Below are 22803 nucleotides of genomic sequence, written 5' to 3' on the forward strand. Positions count from 1 at the left end.
CTTAAAAATTTAAATTAATACCAGCAACAAATAGTCGACTCTTAGGGTAAGCTGAATAATCAACTCCAGGCGTAAGATTCGTTTTTCTACGCGTAGACACTTCTGGATCAAAACCACTATAATTGGTCCACGTAAATAAATTATATCCCGTTACATAGAGACGTAGATTTTTGACGCTCACTTTTTTCAACCACTGATTAGGCAATGTATATCCTACTGATAGCGTACTAAAGCGCAAGAAGGAACCATCTTCAACTGCCCAATCACTGAATACAAAGCTTTTCATATGTGGAGACCACATTGTAGTATTGCGGTTCATCTCTTCCAATTGATTTGGATCGTTTGATAGGGTTCCATCTGGCAATAAATTGGTCCAACGCTGTCCCTCAGCCATGGTCGAGATCATATTACGCGACGAATATTTACTTGTTGAGGTGTATTCGATCTTATTGGCATTGTAAATATCATTGCCGTAACTCCAGTTGAATAAGGCTGAGATATCAAAGTTATAGATTCGACTATAGATCGAAAAACCTCCTGTATGACTCGGATTGGCATCTCCTATAATCGTTCGATCTGTCGCATCAACAGTATTTCCTTCTCCTGCAATATTTTTCAATTTCATCATACCTGGTCTCAGTGCTCCTACCACCGCCGTTGCATCTGCAACACCATCTTTTAATATCCATTTCTTTGTGGTTGCATCGTATCCAGAAAAATCTGAAACTTCGTAGCGACCATCATTTAAGTAACCGTACATCTTACCCACCGATAGTCCTTGCTGAACAATATACTCGGGACCGATCTCACTGGATGCCCATTGACTTTCCGCATAGAAACTCTCCATCAGACCTAAAGAATTAACTTTGTTTCTATTGAAACTGATATTTGCAGAGAGATTTAAATCTATATTCTTTTTCTGTATGGCTTTCCATGCCACAGAAAATTCCAGTCCTTTATTTTGGGTTTCTCCCATATTGCGATATTGCCCATCATAGCCTGTACCTGGAATTGGAAAGAGGATCAGTAAATCTTTCGTATGATTTAAATAGGCATCTATTGTACCGGTGACCGCTCCACCAAATAAGGAGTAGTCTAGCCCCAGATTGCGCGTTACTGTGGTTTCCCATTTTAAGTCCGAATTAGCCATGATCTTTGATGCAGCCCAATAGCTTTCAAAACCATTGACCCAAGTGGTCGGCTTTACATCAAATGTTTGTGTCATCTGACCAGAAGGAATATTATTGTTTCCTGCAGTACCGTAACTAGCTCTTAGCTTCAAATCGTCTAGCCAACGCTTGGAATTATCCATAAAGGGCTCTGCAGAAATGCGCCAAGCTCCAGAGGCTGACGGAAAATAACCCCATCTGTTGTTTTTAGAAAATTTGGATGAACCATCCGCTCTAAATGTTGCACTTAACAAATATTTACCCTTAAAATCATAATTTGATCGACCGAAAAATGACAGGAGCTTATCATCAGGGAATAGGTAGTTTTCAATGGCATTTGCATCACCTTGTGCGGATAATTTTCGAGCATCGTCAAAACCGAATGTCTTGGGGAAACCATGTACCGTTGTCGTATGTGACTCCGATATACTTTTGATATATTCCTGTCCTATTAAAAGATTTAAATTATGATGGGTACCCATCATATCTTTAAAATCATAGGTCAATGTATTGGTATTTCGAAGCGATTGTTTATTTAATTTAGTAAAAGCGATCGCGGGCAAACCTTGATTTTCCGCAGCGGGAATATTGGCGACATAATAAGTTGTTTTTCCATAGAAGCGATCGTCGGCATTACGAAAATCATCATAACCAATTTCTGATTTTATTCTCAAGTTATCAACCAATTCCCAAGCAACACTTCCATTGAGGTTATAGGTCCTCCTCTTTTGTAATTGATCATTATCGGAAAGGGCTTCCAATGGGTTATATAGGTTAAATTCATCATCAGTCTCATCCGTATTGGTTAGCCCCTGAATGGCAAAAGGAGGATAGAGCATCGCATATTTCAAGCGTGAATCTGCTGAAGATATTTCTTTCTGTTCATTAGTCCCTCCACCTTCAATCTTGGTATCTGAAAAGCGCATGCCCAAATCAACAGTAACCCTTTTATGCGGTTTATGGTTTAATTTAAAATTTAAATTTTGGCGCTGATAACCGGACATCTCCATGATGGCTTTATCCTTGATAAAAGTATGACTCAGTGTATATTTGGTATTATCACTGCCACCACTTAGACTCACATTTTGATTGAAGATATTTCCTGTTCTTCCAAATACCAGATCCTGCCAATCATTTGCTTTGACTTGATCATATAGATCAATATCTTGGTAATTGCCAAAGTACTTGGTATACCCCCCTAGGTCGTTATTCAGTAATGCATTTTCATATTGCCATTTGACATAATCTGCAGGAGTAAGTACATCCAGTGTATTGGCTATATTTCTAAAACCACCGTAAGCGGCATAGCTAATGGCTGTTTTACCGGACTTGGCTCCTTTGGTGGTGACGAGGATCACCCCATTCGCTCCTCTGGAACCATAGATTGCTGCGGAAGAAGCATCTTTTAAAACATCGATTGTTTCAATATCTGAAGGAGCAATATCAGCAATAGAAGCAACCGGAAATCCATCGACAATGTAAAGCGGAGCATTGTCTCCTGTTATGGATCCTCCCCCACGAATCCGCACCTTCATCTCCGCATCTGGAGAGCCTTCTGTAGAAGATATCTGGATCCCAGCCATCCTTCCAGCAATGGCTTCTAATGCGGAGGCAACAGGAGCTTTTTGAATTACATCAGCGGATATTGACGATATAGCACCCGTCAAGTCTTTCCTTTTAACAGAACCATATCCAATATTCACGGACACTTCTTCTAATGCATTGGATAGGCTCTCCATATCCAAATTGATGATGGAGCTACCTGTAGGGACAACGACCGTAATGCTCTTGTATCCTACATAGGTTAACACAAGCTCTGTATCCTTGGTGGGAACTGACAGGATGAATTTTCCAGATTTATCTGTAATGGCTCCATTCACTGACCCTTTTACACTAACGCTAACGCCAATCAAAGGACTTGCATCTTGGGCATCTTTAACTACACCGGATACTTGTCTACTTTGTGCAAATGCATCATTTGCAAAAAAGGCTGTACACAAAAGGGTAGAAAACAACACTCTACTCATAATGTTTATATTAAGTTTAAAAATTGCTTATCAAAAAGTAATCAAGAAGAAATTGCTCTTAAAAGGCTAAAGAAATCTCTTACAATTGGTTTAATTTATGTAACAAGTTTACTAACTAAATACCATTTCAAGGACTATTTTTCATCAAAATCTATGCAATCGTTGCCGGTATCGTTTGCAATTTTGAATGCAGTAAAATTTGATATTATCAAAAAAAAACCATAACATTATATTTAGCCCAAAAATTATGAGATTCAAACCGTCGACTATTAAAGATATTGCGCTTGCACTTAATTTATCCACCTCCACGGTATCAAGAGCTATGCGTGATAGTTATGAAATTAGTGCTGAAACGAAAAAATTAGTTTTAGATTATGCTAAAAAAATCAACTATACCGCCAATCCTATTGCACGAAGTTTAAAGGAGAGAAGAAGCTATTCGATTGGAATCATCGTCAGTGAGATCGCTAATAATTTTTATTCGCAAGTGATCAATGGGGTGGAATCTATCGCCCATAACAAAAACTACCAAGTGGTGATCTCACAAACACATGAGTCTGCTGAAAGAGAAAAAATGAACGTAGAATATCTGTCATCGCGATCTGTTGATGGTTTATTGATATCATTATCTTCCGAAACCAACAATATTGAATACCTCAAGACCTTACACAATCAAGGTTATCCAATTGTTTTCTTTGATAGAATACCCGAAGATTTTGATACATTCAAGGTGACTTCAAACAATTTCAAAGGGGCTTTTGATGCAACAGAACATTTAATTTTAAATGGGCACCGCAGGATAGCACACTTGACTAATAGTAAATCTTTATCGATTACCAAAGAAAGGCTAGCGGGATACCAAGGAGCTCTAAAAAAACACCATATCGCCTATGATGAAAATTTAGTAAAGTTCTCGGAATATGGGGGTATGCATATGCAAGAAATTGATGAAGCAATTGATGCCTTATTTCAACAAAAATTTGATGCTATATTTATTTCTGGAGATAAATTGTCAACGGGGTATTTGATGTATTCAAAAAAGAAATATCCAAAATTGATAAGCAAAATAGCAATTGCTGGATTTACAAACTCCAATGTGGTCAGTATTTTCTCTCCCTCGCTAACGGTTGTCCGGCAGCCTGCATTTGAAATGGGAAAAGTAGCGACGGACCTTCTTATTCGAATGATAGAAGCGAAAAGGCCCATTACAGAATATGAAACCATAACATTAGAAACAGAGCTCATCGATGAAAAAGACTTGAAACTTTAGATTGGACTTATATCAAAAACATCGATCCAATTTTTGGTCTCCTTGATCTGATAACATGAAAACTTAATAAAAAACCGCAAGCACTTTCGTACTTACGGCCTACATATTAAATAAACATTGAAACTATTCACATTTGTGAAGCAAGCTACTTTTATTGAGCGCGTTGCTTTTCTTCATTATCGGTGTTCTTTTTCTTAGCCACATTTTTCAAATTCCCAAATTTATAGGAATAGGTCAGACGAGCCACTCGACGATCTTGATTTTGTCGAATCTTCGTATTAAAAGATGAAAAATTAGTTGATAGATTTTGATTGCTTGTATTGAAGACATCGGAGACAGCTAGCTTAAGCGAGCTTCTTTTATCTTTAAAGTTTTTAGTAAGACCGATCTGTGCATCCCAACGACTCTCCAGTTTATAAATATTGTATGTGAAAGGAGAGAAATAACGTAGGTTCATTTCTGCAGATAATGAAGGTGACAACTTAAATGTACTCATCGAATTGACCTGAAAGAGAAAACTCGTGCTATTCACTACAGCACCTGCTATCGCTCCATCAAAATTCATATACACTGCGGTGATATTATTGTAAGAAGACCAAAATTTTGCCACCTGAACCGGCATGCTTAAATTTAAAAATGCCGAATTGTTTTTACCTAAATTTTCACGCGTCACCCAAGTCGTTTTTTTAACAGAATCTTGTCCCATACTTTCCACGATAGCATCTGTCTGCGCATTGTAGCCTAAGGAAATCGTGTATTTTTTATAAAGAGTATAGTTCAAATTTAACTCATTTGCATATTGCGGATTCAAATAAGGGTTACCACGCTCTGAAGTATACTTATCAATAAAATAATCAAAGGGATTGAGCTGACGGTAATTCGGTCTTGTTACTTTTCTCGAATAACCCAAAGAAAAAATATGATTTTCATGGGCATCATAACTCAAATTTGCCGATGGGAATAAATCAAAATAATTTCGTTTTACCTGTTTGCTTTCTGTAAGCGAGTGACCATCTGATAAGGTATATTCTCCACGTAATCCCGCTTTAATGCCCCATTTGCCCATCTGATTATCATAATCCACGTAACCTGCCGCAATTTGCTCTTTATAGATGAAATGATTTGATCTGTTGACAATATTAGTCCACTTGCCATCCAATTGCTCTTCAAACAAGAGATTGTTATCGGATTTCACATTTGAATATTTTACTCCGGTTTCGAGATTCGAAGTTTTACTTAATGGTTGATTATAATCCAATTTGGCAACATAGATATCGATCCCAATTGGCATCTCACTTCTTAAGATTTCTGGATCATGGATCAGTTGATTGTTCTTATCAAACAATCTATTGTCATAATCCGCTTTTTTGCTGTTTTTAAATTGGCTCCAATCCAAATCCAAGATGAGTTTTTTACCCGTCGAATCGATCTTAAACTCATTATTGAAATTGAGTGAATAACGGTTAAAGCCTTCTTTAAACTGGGTCATGGAGACCAAAGTAGAATCGATTGACGTTAAAGGTCCGATCAGAGATTTGCTATCATTATCATTGAGCTCCACATTATTACTTCCGTTAAATTGCAAAGACATCACATTACGATCCGACGTTTTCTGTTCTACTCCAAATTTGTAGGTATGCGTCCTATCTTTGATATGTAGATTTGATTTTTGATCAAATAATGTTTCAATTCCATTATTGGAAATGATACGCTCTATATTAAGCCGATTGATATATTGATCGTCACTATAAGAATACGATCCAAAATAAGTCGTATTATTCTTTTTGTAGTTGAGTGACAAAGCAGAATTACCTCTAAATTTTTCACCTAATCCAGCAGTTGCAGAAAAGTTTCCGTTAAAACCTTCCATACGATTCTTCTTCATGACAATATTGATCGTTCCGACAGCACCCTCTGCATCATCTTTAGCACTACGTGATTTAATGACTTCAACAGACTTGATCTGGTTACCATCCGTACTTTTTAATAGTGTTGTCAATTGCTCTCCTGTCATGTACGTTTGGCGGCCATCAATGGTAACTTTTACTCCAGATTGTCCCATGAGCTGTAAGTTATTGTCGTTATCCAAACTCACTCCGGGAGCGCGCTGTACGATATCCAAACCATTATTTCCTGCAGCCAATGGTGAATTTTCCACATTTAAGATCAGCTTACCTTGCTTATTCTCTACAAGAGGTCTCTTACCTTCTACCGTTACTTCCGACAAAGTATTGGTACTTGGTATTAATTGCAGATCAGGTATTTGCTGTGGAGTTTTATTATAATCAATAATAGCAGAGCGTTTCACTTCATAACCAACCATTCTGGCCTCTACATAATATGATCCTGTAGGAACATTTTCAAAAGAATATTGCCCATCCTCTTTTGTAATAGCTGTTTTTAAAATAATATGGCTAGTGCTATGCATCAAATATGCAGTAACAGCACTCATTTGTTCATTTTTTTCATTAACGACCTTACCAGTTATGCCCACAGCTGCCCACAGCAGTTGTGCACTGATTAAAAATAAGATTGTTAGTAATAGTTTAGTTTTCATTGAGTATAGGTTGTTCTATCCGAAATAGAAATATTGAATAGTTAGTATAGGTTTTGTATAGAATGTTACAATAAGATTGATTTATTTATAAAAGGGGCTGTAAGGTTTATCAGCCCCTTTTTATGATCGCTTTTGGTACCTTTCAAAAGAAAGGTTTCCAGAGATTAAGGTCTCAGATGTTCTTGAAGTACACCTTTATTTTTTCTTTCCTTTAGTTTCGACGACAACAGTCCCAGGTGAAATGCTAATGATCGTATCGCGTCTTTCGATCACTGTATCTAAAACACCACTATCCTCTATATCACTATCAGTTTCAGTTTCACCGATTTCGGGAAGAGCACATTTCAACCCTAAATTTGTCATCACCCATTCTGTTTCTTTGATATCATCATTGTGGTAACGATCCAAGCATTCATAATACGAGATATCAGCATAATTACCTCTCAAATCTCTATTTAATAGTACTTTTGCTCCAACAGGAAGGTATATGGTAACATTGACTTTTTGATCTCTATATAATTCCTTATCTGCCAATCTAAAATGACTATCAAAAACAATGCTCGTACTATCCTGAACGGCTTTATAATTGATTGCCGATGCTCTCTTAGTTGCTAAATTATAATTAGCTCCCTTAGCAGAATATTCGTATTTGATGTAAGGCATCTGAGCGGAGTCGATCCGTTCAAAACGAATTCGGATATCGTCCTGTAAATATTCAGATAAGTTCGTTCCCTTTATTTTTAGATTCGTGCGCGCATCGTCACCATTTATTTTGATCACCCGTACATCACGTTCCTGAATACGATAAATAGATCTTAATGCTAATGGTTTTTCTTCGACGATCATACTTTCCTCTTTGAAATCCTTCGCTACCGATCCAGCATAGTAAATGATACCACCCAAAGAAATCATCCACACTAAAAATAATGAGGTACTGAGGTAATTATTCATCGGTCTACGATCAAATAACAAACGAATGATGAGATAAAACAATCCTACAAACGGAATACCAATAGCCAAAAATGCAGCAGTCAGTGCCCAAGGAGCTTGCGTTGGGTCAATTAGATTTAGCGGCTCAATAATACCTCTGTCTGTTACACCTGCAATTCCCAAACTAAAAAAGATAAGTGCAATAAGCAATGATATTAAACTTAAGCCTATTGAAAAGGCAACAATCAAACCGATTACTTTCGCAAAAATCTTGACAATCTCGCCAAATGCCGTTCCTGCAGATTCAACACCTCTATTGAATGTACTTCCAGCACCAGAAAAATTATCACGTATACCACTCAACTCTTCCTCAAAACTTCTTTTAAAATTTTGAATATTGGGTGATTCGCCGCGCATTTCCATACGGTCTGCTCTGGTGATTGCTATTGGCATGACGATCCACAAAATGATATATACCAAAAATCCGGAACCGAAAACGACGACAAATAAAACAAACAATAGCCTCACCCATCGTGCCTCTATCCCAAAGTAATGACCCAGTCCACTACAGACACCACTGATCACTTTATCTTCAGGGTCTCGCATCAGTTTTTTACCGGTACGAAAGTTAGCATATGCATTATTCGTCTGTTGATCGGTATATTGTTGATCTGCGTCATTGATTTCAAAATCGCTAACACTTCCCATCTGTGCAATAACAGCATTTACATCATCCATATTCAGCACTTCTTTGATGCCGGTCTGAATCTTCTCCGTAAACATTTCTGCAATACGATTTTCGATATCCTCCAAAATCTCTTTGCTATCTTCTGAACTTCCGAAATGTTTTTTAATATCAATCATATAATTGCGCAACACATCATATGCGTCCTCTTCTATATGAAAAACGATACTATTTATATTGATAATTATAGTCTTGTTCATGGTATGTATAGGTTATATTGATTTGTCAATTTTATTAATTCGATCCGCTAAAGATGTCTCTACCGCGAAAACCAGTTCTTTCCAAGTAACATCTAAAATGTCCAGAACCTGAAGTCCTTCATTGGTGATTTCATAATACTTACGGGGAGGACCAGAAGTCGACTCTTTCCATATGTAACTCAGCAAACCGTTATTCTTAAGTCTTGTCAATAGCGGATATAAGGTTCCCTCTACAACCAAGAGTTGTGCTTTCTTCAGTTCGCTGATGATATCCGATGCATATATTTCCCCTCGGGAAATAATAGAAAGAATACAGTATTCAAGTATTCCTTTCCGCATCTGTATTTGTGTATTTTCAGCTATCATAACAATACAAAGATATATGTTTTATTATGTACTATGCAATACATAGTACTATATAAATTTAAATATTTTATTTAAAACGTTGATAATCAGAAAGATAATTTTAATATCTATTTCATAACATTATTTCACTTTTCTTGTATTTATCATTATTTTAGCACGAAAATTGATTATAAGGAGAGCATGATTAGATTATTATTAGATTATAAATGGGTAATGCTTTGGGCAGTAATAGTAATCTTGCTTTGCTGTATGCCGGGACAAAATTTTGAAAAAGTACCATCTTATCCCGGTATGGATAAACTTGTTCACGCGGGTATGTTCTTCGTTTTCTGTACCTTAATTTACAATGGAGTATTGGTACAATTCAAAGGTCGCCCTACACGATGGGTACCGGTATTGGTCGTTAGTATTTTGGGCCTTCTTTTCGCATTGTTGACGGAAGCATTACAACTTTATATATTTACCTACAGATCCGGTGACTGGTGGGATCTTTTTGCTGATAGTGTTGGAATCGGTATGGCGGGTTTCGCTTACTTACTCTTTTACGTCAGGAGAAAATAAAATTCAGTATGCTTGGAGTTGGAAAGAGCAACATCTCAAACCTATGCACGAGCTAATGTTAATACAGATAGGATACAGCCTGCCGCAATAAGTTGCTCAGCGGCAGCCGTTAATGTGGCTCCAGTAGTCAATACGTCGTCGACCAATAACACATGTTTACCTTGTAAGCGATCCTGGTCAGGGCATATAAATACATCCAAAACATTATCATATCGCTCAAGTCTGGATTTTTTAGTTTGGCTTACGTTATCTTCTTTACGGACTAAGCCATATTCTAAAACTGGTTTTGATAATCCCATTCCGATACCTTTCGCCAAAAAAAATGATTGGTTATACCCTCTTTTCTTGAGCTTCTTTTTGTGTAAGGGAATTGGAATAACAACATCAACATCTGTAAATACATGACTTTTAGCTAATGTATCCCCATATTGCTTACCTAGAAAATAAGCCAATCGGGGTTGATTTGCATATTTTATTTGGTACAGGATCCGTTCTACACGCGACTTTCTTCTCAATAAAAACATCGCTGCAGCATGTTCAAATGGAAATTTACCCCATAGTTGACGTGCTACCTGATTATTGGAGTCCAAATGAAAATTTGTGATGGGTAAATGATATAAACAAGAAGTACAGATGTATTTTTCTTGACTAACTAAAACATGACCACAACCAGCACAGATTTTAGGGAAAAATAAGGCTGAAAAATCTGATAAATAATGGAGTAACCGGTTCTTCATATCACCTATACCAAATTTATTAATTTTGTTTTATTTACCATTAAAATAGTAAATAAAACAAAATTATTCAAATAGAAGCTATTTTATTAGGTATACGTAATTGATTTGCAATTAGCGCTCACTCCTACTTTCAAAAGAGAGGATGAAAGGAAAAAAAATGCTCTACCTTAAGCCTCTTGGGCTTCTTTATCTTTAATTGCTAACTGTCCACAAGCAGCATCTATATCCTTTCCGCGGCTTCTACGAACATTGGTAATAATACCTTGATTCTTCAAATAATTAGCAAATACTTCAATTTTATCGGCATCAGCATTTACAAAACTTGCCAGTGAAATTGGATTATATTCAATGATATTGACCTTACAAGGTACATGTTTACAGAATCTCGCTAACTCTTTTGCATCTTCCAGATCATCGTTGAAGTTATCAAAAACAATATATTCAAATGTTATCGGGCTTTTTGTTTTTGCGTAAAAATATTTCAATGCATCGGCTAACGCCTCTAATGTATTTTGCTCGTTGATCGGCATAATCTCGTTACGCTTTTTATCATTAGCCGCGTGTAAAGAAAGGGCTAAATTAAAACGTACTTGATCATCCCCTAGTTTCTTGATCATCTTGGCAATACCGGCAGTCGATACTGTTATACGTTTAGCTGCCATATTTAGACCATCGGGAGAAGTGATCCGCTCCACCGATTTCATCATATTCGCATAATTCAAAAGTGGCTCACCCATTCCCATATAGACAATATTCGTGAGTGGCTGCTGATATTTTTCTTCTGCTTGTTTGGAAATTAAAACAACCTGATCATAGATTTCATCCGCATTGAGATTACGTTTACGATCCATATAACCCGTGGCACAAAATTTACAAGTCAAACTGCAGCCTACTTGTGAACTCACACATGCTGTCATACGCTCTGGTGCAGGAATCAAAACTCCTTCAATTACATTGCCATCATACAGTGCAAAACTGCTTTTAATGGTACGATCAGAACTAATCTGCGATTGTTTGACTGTAACAGCACGAATAACAAAATTTTCTTTCAGCTTTTCTCGCAAAGGTTTGCTGAGGTTACTCATCAAATCAAAATCCACACAAGATTTTGCCCAAATCCATTCGTAAATTTGTTTTGCACGGAAACCCTGCTCACCCATCTCAGTAAGCTTCTCTTTAATCTGATCTATCGACAGACTACGAATATCAATTATTTTACTTTTATCAGTCACACGACAAAGGTAAGGTTATTTCTATAAAAATCTTATTTTTATAATGTCATAAAAAGCCGAACTGTCTGAATCATAAATTATTACTCTTGGTGATGATACTGCAATTTAGTTTAATCATCAGTAGCACATTTCGTTGTACCTGGGCATAGCTGTTCAGCAATATACCTTAACTTAATGAAAAACAAGTTTATAATTCTTCAAAAAAAGTCCTGATCCTATAAAAAATAGGCGATTCATTTAAAATGAATACAAACTTTTCCTAGTTTTGAAAGTGAATCTAGCAATATGCATTTCATATCAAACAAAACACGAACGCTCCAAATGGAAATAAAAAATTTAGAACAACGGCATTATAGCGATGTTGCACGCATCTATCAACAAGCGATCGATGCAGGAAACATTACTTTAGCTACGAAGACAAGTCCTTGGGAATCGTGGGATAATGACCATTTAAAAAACATGCGATTTGTTGCTTTGGAAGACAACGCTGTTATAGGTTGGGTAGCTTTATCTCCTGTTTTACAACGAACGGGCTATCATGGAGTCACTGAACTCAGCATCTACATTGATGAAAATCATCATGGAAAAGGAATCGGTAAGATTTTGATGCAACATATCATTGATAGTTCCGAGCAGGCAGGAATATGGACGATCATGTCATTTATTTTTCCAGAAAATGATAAAAGTATAGCACTGCACAAGAAATTCGGTTTTAACCACTTGGGCACCCAACATAAATCGGCACAACTGAAAGGCGTCTGGATGGACAATTGTATTTTAGAACGTAGATCAACGATCATATTATAGTAAAAGCCCCATTCTCAAAATTGAAAAATGGGGCTTTTACGTTATGGTTGTACTTATCCGTGGATAGCTTCCTTGGTACCGTACGATTGAATCAGTTTGCCTTCAAAATCCAACCATTCTTTCCAACGTTTGTCCACATCTACATCGGTAGAAAATTGACGCGCAAAATTTAGAAAAGTCGTATAGTGATTGGCTTCTGAAACCATTAGATCATGATAAAATTTAGCTAACTCTTCATCCTTTATATTTTGAGACAACACTCGAAAACGTTCGCAACTTCTAGCTTCAATCATAGCAGCAAATAGCAAACGATCGATAAACGCCATATTACGGGAACCATCTTTTTTATTGAATTTCATCAACTGACCGACATAATCATCTTTGCGTTCCTTACCCAGCGTATAACCCCTTGCTTTAATGATATCAATGACCATTTGGAAATGTTGCATTTCCTCAATAGCAATTGCCGTCAATTCGTGCACCAATTCTTCATGTTCCGAATTGTACATGATTAAAGAAATAGCATTTGAAGCAGCCTTCTGTTCACACCAAGCGTGATCTGTCAGAATTTCTTCTAAATTTCCTTCCGCAATATTAGCCCATCTTGGATCCGTTAACAATTTCAATCCTAACATTTTGTCCTCTCTTTAAAAAGACCAAAGTTAAGCATATCTGGGGGATATAAAAATGCTCCTTTACAGTTTACTCTCCCTTTTTGAGTGCAGCTCTTACTTTTGGAGCAATCTGAGTTCCAAAAACCTCAATTGCTTTCATCATTTGGAGGTGACTTGGTGCCCCAACATCCATATGCGCAGAAAAACGGGTCAAACCTAGGGATTCTTGAATTTTCAAGATCTTATCTGTAGCATAATCTGCATCACCGATGATCAGGTGCCCATGTGATGAACGACCGAAATCATATTGTGTGCGTTGATATGGAGGCCAGCCACGATCACCACCGATGCGATTCATCTGTGCGGAATAAATTGGGTAATAGGCATCTGCTACCTGCTGTGAATCATCTCCAAAAAGAGCGTGCATATGTACGCCTACCTGAAAATCTTCCATAGGATGACCATTGTCCGCATATGCCTGTTGATACATTTCTACCAAAGGTTTAAAGGCCTCGTAGGTACCACCAATTATAGCGAACATGACCGGTAAGCCCAATTTACCTGCACGAATAACAGACGATGTTGTACCTCCTATAGCAACCCATATGGGCAACTTGGGTTGCACCGGACGTGGGTATATCTGTTGATTCACTAATGTTGGTCGAAATTTCCCTGTCCAGTTAATGGTTTCATGGCTATTCAATTTAATCAGTAAATCAAGTTTTTCTTCAAATAAAGCTCCATAATCATTCAAATTATAGCCAAATAGTGGAAATGACTCGATGAATGATCCTCTTCCGGCCATAATTTCAGCACGACCATTGGACAACACATCTACTGTAGCAAAATCTTGATAGAGCTTAACTGGATCTGCCGAACTTAATACAGAAACAGCACTTCCCAATTTTATATTTTTAGTAACAGATGCGGCAGCAGCTAAGATGATTTCGGGAGCAGAAACAACATAATCAGGACGGTGATGTTCCCCCATTCCAAAAAAATCAAGCCCTACTTCATCCATCAGTTTTATTTGCTCAATAATTTGATGTAATTTCTCCTGTGAAGATTGTATTTGCCCAGTTTTGGGATCAATATGCAAATCGCCAAACATTCCTATTCCTAATTCCATATTATTCTATTTTTTAAGATTAAACAAACATATCAATTTTCCTTCTTTAAAAAATTGATCTACAACAAGAATTTAGATTTCTCTCTTTCCTTAGTGGCGTCTCATTCTGTATAACCATTAACCTAAGATCTCAGAACATCTACTATACAATCATCTAAATATATTCAAGAATAATATTATAACTAGGTTCACACAGTAAAATGCCTTATCTCCCCTATACACTTTAGCGCTTATAACTAGTGATGAATCGAATTGAGGATTTTTTTTAAATCAAATCAATACGAGTGAGATTAAGTTTTCGCATTTAAGACGCAAATACAATTCATGATCGTTACTTCTGCATAGAAATAACCCGATTATCTGGAAGCGGACACAGATGGTAAATAAATAACCTAAATAATTATTTGAATGAAAAATGTTTCACCGTTGCCTTGACTACTTCTGCTGCATTTCCATTAAAATGATGGTTCCCTTTTAAGTAGATGGCTTGAAGATTGGCTAAACGAATAGTTTTGATCGGGAAACTAAGTTCGTCTTCCCCTAATACAATTGCTGTTTTTACACCGATCATTTTATTGATCTCGGCAATCACATCCATGCTTCTCTTAATATTACTTCTGCCCAGTAAATCTGATACATGAATTTCCAAATCAGTAGATGTTGATGGCTCAATAAGCGCAATAGCCTGTAACCTTTTTTTCCAATCTGCTGTTAATTGGTTAACCAGAAAAGGGATAACATCTGCACCAAATGAATAACCAACAAAATAAACATGTTGATTTTTCCTGCCTACCAACAGTTGCTCAAGAATTTTTGTCAGTTCCTTAGCAATCTGATTGGGAGTTTTTTTATCCCAAAAGAAGGTTTTGGAATTTATAGCTCCTACTGTATAGCCTTCTTTTCCCAAAAGTTCACAATAGCTCGAAGAAAAACTATTAAAACCTCCATCTCCGCTGAGATAAAGTATGACTGAGCTATTGGCATTATTATTCCAAATCTTGAGGGAAGAATCTTTCGACTGCCCCATTACTGTCATCTTTATCAAAAATAACAGGATCAATAATCCTAATTTAGTACGTATCATCTGCATGCTATTCATTGTCGGGCTTCATTACTTTAGATAAAGCTTGCGGCAGTTGTAACAAGTCAAAATCATTGCCAAAAATTAAGTACTTGTTTTCCCAGATCGTCGCATACTTTTGTTTAAAATCTCTTAAACTCTGATAATGTTTAAAAGACCCCACTTTATCCGCTGCAAACTTCATGATCTGCTCTGCGGGATTATCAGGAGATTCAATGCCACTCATGGGTACCATACCCAAATTGATATATTTACTCCCTTTTTTTCGAGCATAGGTGACCAATTCGACAATCATAGCATCCATACATCCCCCAGGTGCTGTTTCCACTTTCCTAATAAGGTCATACGTGCACTCCCCTTCGGTAAAATCAGGAATAATATTTAAAAATGAGACGACTTGTGCTTGATCGTCCTCTACCACGATCACATCGTGTTCAGCAATTGCTACAGCATCAAACTGCCCTTGCGAAAAGATCAGCTCTTTCTTATCAAACACGTTCAACCACTCGTCAGACACTGCTTTTAATTCCGCAATAAACTGATCATCATGAGGCGCTAATACTAAACGAGTTTTATATCCTTTTTTTTCTAAACTATTCAAGGCATTGCGGAGTGACTTCCGACTTTTCCCTTCCAGAGAAAACAACGAAACATCCATCAACGCTTCCTGTCCAATAATTATTTTGCGTTTTCTAATCATATTAAAGTGGGATAGACTATTTTCATCAACTCGATAATAAACAGATTTTAATCCCAATGAAGCACAATAACGTTCAAATTCTGCAATTACGTCATCTTTATCGTCATACGCACAGACTGGTTCATCCAAAACAATTGCAAAAGCTTGACTAATGCGATAAGCAACAAAGCCATCGGTTATTTTAGAAAAATACAGCTGCTTATCTGCGGCAATTTTGAAATAATCCATAGGAGAACCACCATACAACTTCAACAATCCCTTTGCCCTATCCAAAACACTTTGTTCATGATCTTCCTCCTTAATTATTCGAGGACATAAAAACGTATAAATTAACAGCATCCAAGAAAAAAGTCCTAAAAAATGGGTGATATTCAAAAACTCTCGCCCAAAAGTGGTTCGTGGAATCAATTCATCATTAAACAACAAAAAACTTTGCATCGTATAATAGATAGATTGCTGCCAAGTAAAATCAACACCAAAGTGTTTTTTTTCAATCACATAAAAACAGACGAAACCAAATAAACAGACACCGGCCAATGCAATGAAAAACGTTGCAAAACCAATTCGCATCCAGTTTTTATTAATCTTGATCCGGTATTGTTTTCGGCTCGAAATCAATAAAATAATAATGAACAAGGATACTAATGCCTCTTCATAATCTAGCGCTTTTCCAATATGGCCCAACAACGATAAAAAAGAAAAGATAAGAGCGATCCAATATGCAGACCGATATCCCTTAATGAGGTATGCTGCACTTACCATAAGACCTAATCCTAAAACCAGAACCATCAACTTCGATGCATGCATCGCTTCGATGGGTAAGTAATACTTTTCCAGTCGCATGCGCTCCACCAAGGGTGGCGTAGCTACGGAGATTAGATTGATAATGCCCAAAAAGAAAATAGCGATGGCTGGTAAAATACGGGCTATAATCTGTCGCCCTCTCCAGATGAAGGAGATAACACCAAAAAGCAAAGGCAGCCAAAATTCAAACGAACGATAAATGATCGTAATACCCAAACCTTCTTCTTTAGTATAACCGTATGAGGTCAGTATATAGAGCATCGTAAACTCGACAGCTCCCAGTCCCCTCAAAAATGGAGATACCATCATCAATACTACAGTGATGGTATAAGCTACAGCAGCCGCTTCAAAGGATACATGAGTTTGAAGCGCATACATACTGATAAATGCATGAGCAATACCACATAGCTCAATAGCAATGGAGATCCCAATAGTCATCCATAAATAACCCTTATGGATATGAGCAGAAAACAGCTCATGCATAGTAACGATCAGTTTCGGAAATTTGATTTCCAACCATCTGTATAAACCATTTTTGACTCTGATCGACCAAAAGAATATAAACGAAAAGCCCAGCAATAAGCCCAGTACAAGTAGGGAAATCCAAGCGTTATCAAAACTTTTATGATCAAAAATGGTATATAGAATAATGGGCACACCTATGATAAATACGGTCAGTAAACCCACATAACCATATATTGCTCCTGCTTGATGAATTTTTGTTGCATTGAGCTGCTTCTTTCTCAATTGTGAGGTAGTATAAGCTAAAGAACTCACTCCTCCTGCGGGAAGAAAAACGCTCAAGAAATTTCTCTTTAAAAACAACTCAAGAGCATCCCAAAGATTCAATTTTAAACCAATTGACCGAAAACTATAGATATACATGACACCTTGTAGCAGGATATACATGATGGTAGTTGCAAATCCGACAAGCAGCCAATTGAAGTCTGCGGCAGCTAGCTGTGGACCGATCGATGCAATCTCTTTGCGTTCACTTCTGAAAAATACAAAAGCCAACAATACGATAAAAATAGCCAACAACTCTTTCCAATACGTTTTGGGAGATAGTTTTTGGATTCCGCTTAGCAATGATTTCTTCATATGTATACTGACAAATTAGCTCCATTAAATATAAATAGTATTTACCCACATTAAATAAACAAATTGTAATCCTTGTTTTAAAACAAGATACATTTATTTGAATTGGGTACCTAATCACCTGATATAAAATGATATGAACGGACATATGATCGATATTTCACTTTAAGCTATTTGATTTGCTTCCGCCTATTTTTGCGAATCGCTTTTGATCATTGGCAGGTAGTATTAGTTATTAGTATCCGCTATTTACCTCCATAGCAAATTCTGTCCATTTGAAAAACAAGCAGTTGAGAAAATAATGAATATGGTCTAAGGCTTTTTGCGTAAATTTCCATCGATGGAAAAACAAGAAATACTTTTTATCGGTCTAGTGTGGCCAGAACCGAGCTCCTCTGCTGCAGGATTTCGTATCATACAACTGTTAAAAAGCTTTCAAAATAATGATAACACGATCACCTTCGCTAGTGCTGCGTCTAGATCACCCTACAGTGCTGATTTAAAGGCAATGGGTATCCATGAAGTTGAAATTAAACTCAATGATGCGAGTTTCAATGATTTTGTTCAAGAGCTCAATCCAAATATTGTTGTTTTCGATCGATTTATGACCGAGGAGCAGTACAGTTGGCGAGTCGCTCAGGAATGCCCTGATGCTGTACGCATATTGGATACGGAAGATTTGCACTTTTTAAGACATGCTCGCCAATCCAATACCAAAAGCGGAGAGCAATTTGATCAAGCCTTGCTCTATTCTGATATTGCCAAGCGCGAGATCGCTGCCATTCTACGTTCAGACATTTCCATCATTATTTCTGAACTTGAAATGCAGTTATTGACCAATCAATTTGCCATCAATCCATCGATCTTATATTACCTGCCTTTTTTGGAAGAGGAAATTAGTCCGACTTGTATTGACACTTGGAAAACCTACGAAGAGCGGGCAGATTTTATGTTTATCGGCAATTTTATTCATGAACCCAATTGGAACACCGTACAGTATTTAAAAACGCAGATATGGCCCCTGCTTAGAAAGCAACTTCCTAAAGTTAGCTTAAACATCTATGGTGCCTATCCGAGTCAAAAAGTATTGCAGCTCCATAATCCCAAGGAAAGATTTTTCGTACATGGAAGAGCAGAAGACGCCCAAGTTACGATGTCCCATCACCGCATCCTTTTAGCCCCTATTCAATTTGGCGCAGGTGTAAAAGGGAAATTTATAGATGCCATGCAAACCGGTACGCCATCTGTCACTACGAGCATTGGAGCCGAAGCCATGTGTGGTGATTTTCCATGGAATGGCTTTATAGCCAATGAACCCGAGTTATTTGTCGCAAAGGCAATTGAATTGTATACCAACAAATCGCTATGGTTAACGGCACAACAACATGGTATAGCAATCATCAATCAACGTTATGCCAGAAGCAAATTTGAAGATGATTTTTTAATGACCATTCGATTTATAAAAGCACAGCTTCAAGCACATCGTCAACAAAATTTCATCGGACAGCTGTTACTGCATCATTCCGTATTAAGCACCAAATATCTATCCCTTTGGATTGAACAGAAAAACAAGAAATAATCTTATGGTAGATCTTCCCACCATTTAGCGTATTGCGTATCCAGAGTTTTCAGATAGACAATTTCACCCATTTTAGGCGTTAATACAGGTATTCTTTCCTGCTCTGCATACTGACTGACCAGCTCCAAGGGTTCTTTCCAATCGTGTAGCGCTAATGCAAATTTACTTGAATGCACAGGTAAAAAATGTTTTGCGCCCAAATCTTTGACTTCCTTCAAGAGTTCATCGGGCATCGTGTGAATATAATGCCAAGCTTCATTATATTGACCATTTTCCAATATCGCTAAGTCAAATGGTCCGTATTTATCCCCAATTGTCTTAAAATGCCGACCATAACCACTATCTCCACCCAAAAACAAATTATAAGCAGCCGTTTTCAATACAAAAGAGGTCCATAGCGTAGTATTGCGTTTAAATTTTCTTCCAGAGAAGTGTCGTGCTGGTGTAGAGACAATTTTAAATTCATCACCAAGACGAGTCTCCTCATACCAGTCCAACTCGGTTATTTTGCTTTCGGCATATCCCCATCGCTCAAAATGCGCTCCAACACCAAGCCCACAAATCACCTGCTCAGTCTGAGGCTCCAATTCCAAAATGGTCTCATAATCCAAATGATCGTAATGATCATGACTGATGAGCAAGAGGTCTATCGGGGGAAAATCATCTGCCTGATAAGTGTATGACATATGGAATGGCTTGTTACTACCTGGTACTGGCGAAGCATTATGTGAAAATACCGGATCTACCAAAATAATCTTACCATCTATCTGCAACAAATAGGAAGAGTGTCCAAACCAGATCATCAGATCATCTGCGGGTAAGTTTTTAAGATCCTGCTTCATGACCGGAAGCGGTATCTGAGGACTTCTAATCGCACGATCTTTAAACAAAAAATCATACATCACCCCCACGAAACTCTCCCCTTCTTTTAACGAAGGAGTATTTTCAAGATTTTGAAATTGTCCATCCCTAAAATTAGGCGATTTCTTTACACGCTCCAAACGAGCTCCACCGATGTGACCGCCAAAAAGAGGCCGCATTAAATAAACATTACCCATTACAATTAGTATAATTACACTAGTAAGAACTATCTTTAAACCTTTACCGATCTTCATTTAAACCAAACTTAGATAAATTTGTATTATTTACGATTATAATTGCTTGATGCCACACAAATTCATTTGTTCGAAAAATCCTTACTTCGAACTCCTAACTGTAATCCAATTATAAATCTTTCTGTTACTATCAAGAATGATGATAGCACAGAAATATAAAATAGAGCAGCCAACAAGACTACACCTGATCCATATCTCCTATTCCTGTGACATTCTAGCACTTATTTATGCTACTGGATCTATTCTGATTGCATTCAATTTTTGACTTACTATCTTCAAAAAACCCCACAGCATAGTAGACGTATTACCTTACTTTATACTTTACATTAAATCATGGGATTATTTTTTTACAAAAAGCTGACAGTTAAAAAGTGTTAATATGATGTAATATGTCATTCTTGATACTACTTTTACCGCCAATATGAGAGCGATATATTTACTGGTCCTAATTTTCAATCTTCTCCTTGTAAAAGGGGATGGCCAGACATCGACTCCAAGTGATCAAAACACAAACTTAACTACAGCAAGCTCTTTTATCGGTCGATCAACCGAAACAAAAATTAAAGCAGCGCATGTACACAGTATCTTCAGTAAAGCGATCAATGAACGCACTTACGACCTGACTGAAGATGACGTTGAAGATGAAATTGTTTTCGAATCCCACTCGATTACGATCTTCAAAAATATTACTTTGCTTAGCTATGCACTAGCACTAATTTTTATTCTTAAAAATTTAGACAGTCGCATATCGATCTTTAGAAAGCAACCTTTTACTCTTACAGACAAATATATCGTACAGCGCGTGCTTCGCCTGTGAATCCCTTCTATCTTCAGTATTGAGATCAATCATAAAAATTAACAGCATCAGCGCGTTATATTTTTGCGCTGTATATCTTATTTTTTGATATTGTTCAACTGAAGTGTCTCCCCCGTTCTAAAAATATCAACCAACTTATTTAAATATTATTATTAAAAATTTCATTCATGAAAAGAATTAGCACAGGCATGTTCGTGTGTTTGTATGTTTTATTGATCCAAACCAGCTGCTCCCCTAAAAAAGAAGAAAAGATCGAGAACATTGAGTACCAAGTGACGACTCCTATATTATTGGACACCACGATTTCCAAAAACTATGTCTCCCAGATCCAGTCCATCCGTAACATCGAAATTCGAGGTTTAGAAAAAGGTTATTTGCAACAAATCTATGTAGATGAAGGGCAGACCGTGCAGGCAGGTCAGCTTCTATTCAAAATAATGCCCAAGTTCTATGAAGCAGAATATTTAAAAACACAGGCACAGGTAAAAGCCGAAGAAATAGAGCTAGAAAACACAAAAGCATTGTCCGATAAAAATATTGTATCGAAAAATGAATTGGCGCTAGCACAAGCAAAAGTTGATCAAGCTAAAGCAGAGATGTCTCTAGCAAAACTTCATGTAACAGCTACGGAGATCCGAGCACCTTTTGCCGGTACAATCAATCGCATTCCTTTAAAATTAGGCAGCCTTGTGGATGAAGGACAACTGCTGACTACCTTATCTGACAATAGTCAAGTGTATGCCTATTTCAATGTGTCCGAATCGGAGTATTTAGACTATCAGACTCATATTCAAAATAGGGCAAACAACGAAGTAAATTTACTTCTTGCCAATAATGAAGTATTAAAGTACAAAGGAAAAGTAGAAACAATAGAGAGTGAATTTAACAATGAAACAGGAAGTATCGCCTTTAGAGCACGATTTCCAAATCCAGACAAACTGCTTAGAAATGGTGAGACAGGCCGTGTTCAAATGCTTGTCCCGTTAAAAAAAGCATTGATCATACCTCAAAAAGCTACTTACGAGATCCAAGATAAAATCTATGTATTTGTCGTAGATAAAAATGGTGTTGTAAAATCTAGAAACATCACCATCGGGAATGAACTGCCAGATCTATACCTCGTCTCTTCAGGATTGGCAGAGACAGATCGGATCCTCATCGATGGCGTTCAAAAAGTCAAAGACGATGATAAAATCAAAGTCGAATTTGTAGCACCACAGGATGTGATGTCCCATTTGCAAATACACGCTCAATAGTTCCACCCT

Annotated in this window: 17 protein-coding genes; 6 read left to right on the plus strand and 11 right to left on the minus strand. The window is 37.2% G+C overall.

Annotation, left to right across the window (positions count from 1 at the left end):
* Position 1 precedes the first annotated feature (1 nt).
* Positions 2-3196, minus strand: a complete 3195-nt coding sequence (locus C8N37_RS13020; RefSeq protein ID WP_108159291.1) for a SusC/RagA family TonB-linked outer membrane protein — start codon at positions 3194-3196, stop codon at positions 2-4.
* 247 nt (positions 3197-3443) lie between these two features.
* On the opposite strand from C8N37_RS13020, the gene C8N37_RS13025 reads away from it, so the two are divergent.
* Positions 3444-4466: a LacI family DNA-binding transcriptional regulator gene (locus C8N37_RS13025; protein WP_108159292.1), complete on the plus strand. Its 1023-nt coding sequence runs from the start codon at positions 3444-3446 to the stop codon at positions 4464-4466.
* A gap of 151 nt (positions 4467-4617) precedes the next feature.
* Here C8N37_RS13025 and C8N37_RS13030 read toward each other — a convergent pair whose 3' ends face one another.
* The 3 genes from C8N37_RS13030 to C8N37_RS13040 form a co-directional block, all read right to left on the minus strand.
* Complete coding sequence (locus C8N37_RS13030; RefSeq protein ID WP_108159293.1) at positions 4618-7023, minus strand: TonB-dependent receptor domain-containing protein; 2406 nt, start codon at positions 7021-7023, stop codon at positions 4618-4620.
* A 195-nt stretch (positions 7024-7218) separates the two neighbouring features.
* Positions 7219-8898: a PspC domain-containing protein gene (locus C8N37_RS13035; protein ID WP_108159294.1), complete on the minus strand. Its 1680-nt coding sequence runs from the start codon at positions 8896-8898 to the stop codon at positions 7219-7221.
* Positions 8899-8910: 12 nt separating this feature from the next.
* The gene (locus C8N37_RS13040) at positions 8911-9264 is read right to left on the minus strand and encodes a PadR family transcriptional regulator (RefSeq protein ID WP_045754597.1); all 354 of its coding nucleotides are present in this window, start codon (positions 9262-9264) and stop codon (positions 8911-8913) included.
* A 114-nt stretch (positions 9265-9378) separates the two neighbouring features.
* On the opposite strand from C8N37_RS13040, the gene C8N37_RS13045 reads away from it, so the two are divergent.
* On the plus strand, positions 9379-9825 hold the full coding sequence (locus tag C8N37_RS13045; protein WP_261775289.1) for a VanZ family protein: 447 nt from the start codon (positions 9379-9381) through the stop codon (positions 9823-9825).
* Between the two features lie 41 nt (positions 9826-9866).
* Here the strand turns inward: C8N37_RS13045 and C8N37_RS13050 are convergent, their stop codons facing one another.
* Both C8N37_RS13050 and rlmN read right to left on the minus strand, forming a co-directional pair.
* The gene (locus C8N37_RS13050; RefSeq protein ID WP_108159296.1) at positions 9867-10562 is read right to left on the minus strand and encodes a ComF family protein; all 696 of its coding nucleotides are present in this window, start codon (positions 10560-10562) and stop codon (positions 9867-9869) included.
* Between the two features lie 167 nt (positions 10563-10729).
* Positions 10730-11794, minus strand: a complete 1065-nt coding sequence (rlmN, locus tag C8N37_RS13055) for a 23S rRNA (adenine(2503)-C(2))-methyltransferase RlmN (RefSeq protein ID WP_108159297.1) — start codon at positions 11792-11794, stop codon at positions 10730-10732.
* 321 nt (positions 11795-12115) lie between these two features.
* Between rlmN and C8N37_RS13060 the strand changes: the two genes are divergently transcribed.
* Positions 12116-12601: a GNAT family N-acetyltransferase gene (locus tag C8N37_RS13060; RefSeq protein ID WP_108159482.1), complete on the plus strand. Its 486-nt coding sequence runs from the start codon at positions 12116-12118 to the stop codon at positions 12599-12601.
* Between the two features lie 53 nt (positions 12602-12654).
* Here the strand turns inward: C8N37_RS13060 and miaE are convergent, their stop codons facing one another.
* The 4 genes from miaE to C8N37_RS13080 all read right to left on the minus strand — a co-directional run bounded on the left by miaE (position 12655) and on the right by C8N37_RS13080 (position 18030).
* The gene (gene miaE, locus C8N37_RS13065) at positions 12655-13236 is read right to left on the minus strand and encodes a tRNA-(ms[2]io[6]A)-hydroxylase (protein WP_108159298.1); all 582 of its coding nucleotides are present in this window, start codon (positions 13234-13236) and stop codon (positions 12655-12657) included.
* A 67-nt stretch (positions 13237-13303) separates the two neighbouring features.
* A complete protein-coding gene (locus C8N37_RS13070; RefSeq protein ID WP_108159299.1) occupies positions 13304-14344 on the minus strand; it encodes an LLM class flavin-dependent oxidoreductase in 1041 nt (346 codons plus the stop codon).
* A 400-nt stretch (positions 14345-14744) separates the two neighbouring features.
* Positions 14745-15428, minus strand: coding sequence for an AcvB/VirJ family lysyl-phosphatidylglycerol hydrolase (locus C8N37_RS13075; protein ID WP_170114524.1), 684 nt, complete (start codon positions 15426-15428; stop codon positions 14745-14747).
* Positions 15429-15435: 7 nt separating this feature from the next.
* Complete coding sequence (locus C8N37_RS13080; RefSeq protein WP_108159301.1) at positions 15436-18030, minus strand: phosphatidylglycerol lysyltransferase domain-containing protein; 2595 nt, start codon at positions 18028-18030, stop codon at positions 15436-15438.
* A 337-nt stretch (positions 18031-18367) separates the two neighbouring features.
* Here C8N37_RS13080 and C8N37_RS13085 point away from each other — a divergent pair, with 337 nt between their 5' ends.
* Positions 18368-19606, plus strand: a complete 1239-nt coding sequence (locus C8N37_RS13085; protein ID WP_108159302.1) for a glycosyltransferase — start codon at positions 18368-18370, stop codon at positions 19604-19606.
* 2 nt (positions 19607-19608) lie between these two features.
* Here C8N37_RS13085 and C8N37_RS13090 read toward each other — a convergent pair whose 3' ends face one another.
* Entirely contained in the window at positions 19609-20664 is a 1056-nt protein-coding gene (locus C8N37_RS13090) for an MBL fold metallo-hydrolase (protein WP_228115697.1), read from the minus strand.
* 478 nt (positions 20665-21142) lie between these two features.
* Here C8N37_RS13090 and C8N37_RS13095 point away from each other — a divergent pair, with 478 nt between their 5' ends.
* Both C8N37_RS13095 and C8N37_RS13100 read left to right on the plus strand, forming a co-directional pair.
* Entirely contained in the window at positions 21143-21538 is a 396-nt protein-coding gene (locus C8N37_RS13095) for a hypothetical protein (RefSeq protein WP_108159303.1), read from the plus strand.
* A gap of 167 nt (positions 21539-21705) precedes the next feature.
* The gene (locus tag C8N37_RS13100; RefSeq protein WP_108159304.1) at positions 21706-22794 is read left to right on the plus strand and encodes an efflux RND transporter periplasmic adaptor subunit; all 1089 of its coding nucleotides are present in this window, start codon (positions 21706-21708) and stop codon (positions 22792-22794) included.
* Positions 22795-22803: the final 9 nt, after the last annotated feature.

It is taken from the genome of Sphingobacterium faecium, from assembly GCF_003054045.1.
Lineage (GTDB): Bacteria > Bacteroidota > Bacteroidia > Sphingobacteriales > Sphingobacteriaceae > Sphingobacterium > Sphingobacterium faecium.

Bases quoted from the DNA above. Each gene is read 5' to 3' on its own strand.
- C8N37_RS13100 (WP_108159304.1), top strand. From the start codon at position 21,706: ATGAAAAGAATTAGCACAGGCATGTTCGTGTGTTTGTATGTTTTATTG.
- C8N37_RS13080 (WP_108159301.1), bottom strand. From the start codon at position 18,030: ATGAAGAAATCATTGCTAAGCGGAATCCAAAAACTATCTCCCAAAACG.
- C8N37_RS13050 (WP_108159296.1), bottom strand. From the start codon at position 10,562: ATGAAGAACCGGTTACTCCATTATTTATCAGATTTTTCAGCCTTATTT.
- C8N37_RS13035 (WP_108159294.1), bottom strand. From the start codon at position 8,898: ATGAACAAGACTATAATTATCAATATAAATAGTATCGTTTTTCATATA.
- C8N37_RS13030 (WP_108159293.1), bottom strand. From the start codon at position 7,023: ATGAAAACTAAACTATTACTAACAATCTTATTTTTAATCAGTGCACAA.
- C8N37_RS13085 (WP_108159302.1), top strand. From the start codon at position 18,368: ATGGAAAAACAAGAAATACTTTTTATCGGTCTAGTGTGGCCAGAACCG.
- C8N37_RS13040 (WP_045754597.1), bottom strand. From the start codon at position 9,264: ATGATAGCTGAAAATACACAAATACAGATGCGGAAAGGAATACTTGAA.
- C8N37_RS13060 (WP_108159482.1), top strand. From the start codon at position 12,116: ATGGAAATAAAAAATTTAGAACAACGGCATTATAGCGATGTTGCACGC.
- C8N37_RS13025 (WP_108159292.1), top strand. From the start codon at position 3,444: ATGAGATTCAAACCGTCGACTATTAAAGATATTGCGCTTGCACTTAAT.
- C8N37_RS13075 (WP_170114524.1), bottom strand. From the start codon at position 15,428: ATGATACGTACTAAATTAGGATTATTGATCCTGTTATTTTTGATAAAG.
- miaE (WP_108159298.1), bottom strand. From the start codon at position 13,236: ATGTTAGGATTGAAATTGTTAACGGATCCAAGATGGGCTAATATTGCG.
- C8N37_RS13095 (WP_108159303.1), top strand. From the start codon at position 21,143: ATGAGAGCGATATATTTACTGGTCCTAATTTTCAATCTTCTCCTTGTA.
- C8N37_RS13070 (WP_108159299.1), bottom strand. From the start codon at position 14,344: ATGGAATTAGGAATAGGAATGTTTGGCGATTTGCATATTGATCCCAAA.
- C8N37_RS13090 (WP_228115697.1), bottom strand. From the start codon at position 20,664: ATGGGTAATGTTTATTTAATGCGGCCTCTTTTTGGCGGTCACATCGGT.
- C8N37_RS13020 (WP_108159291.1), bottom strand. From the start codon at position 3,196: ATGAGTAGAGTGTTGTTTTCTACCCTTTTGTGTACAGCCTTTTTTGCA.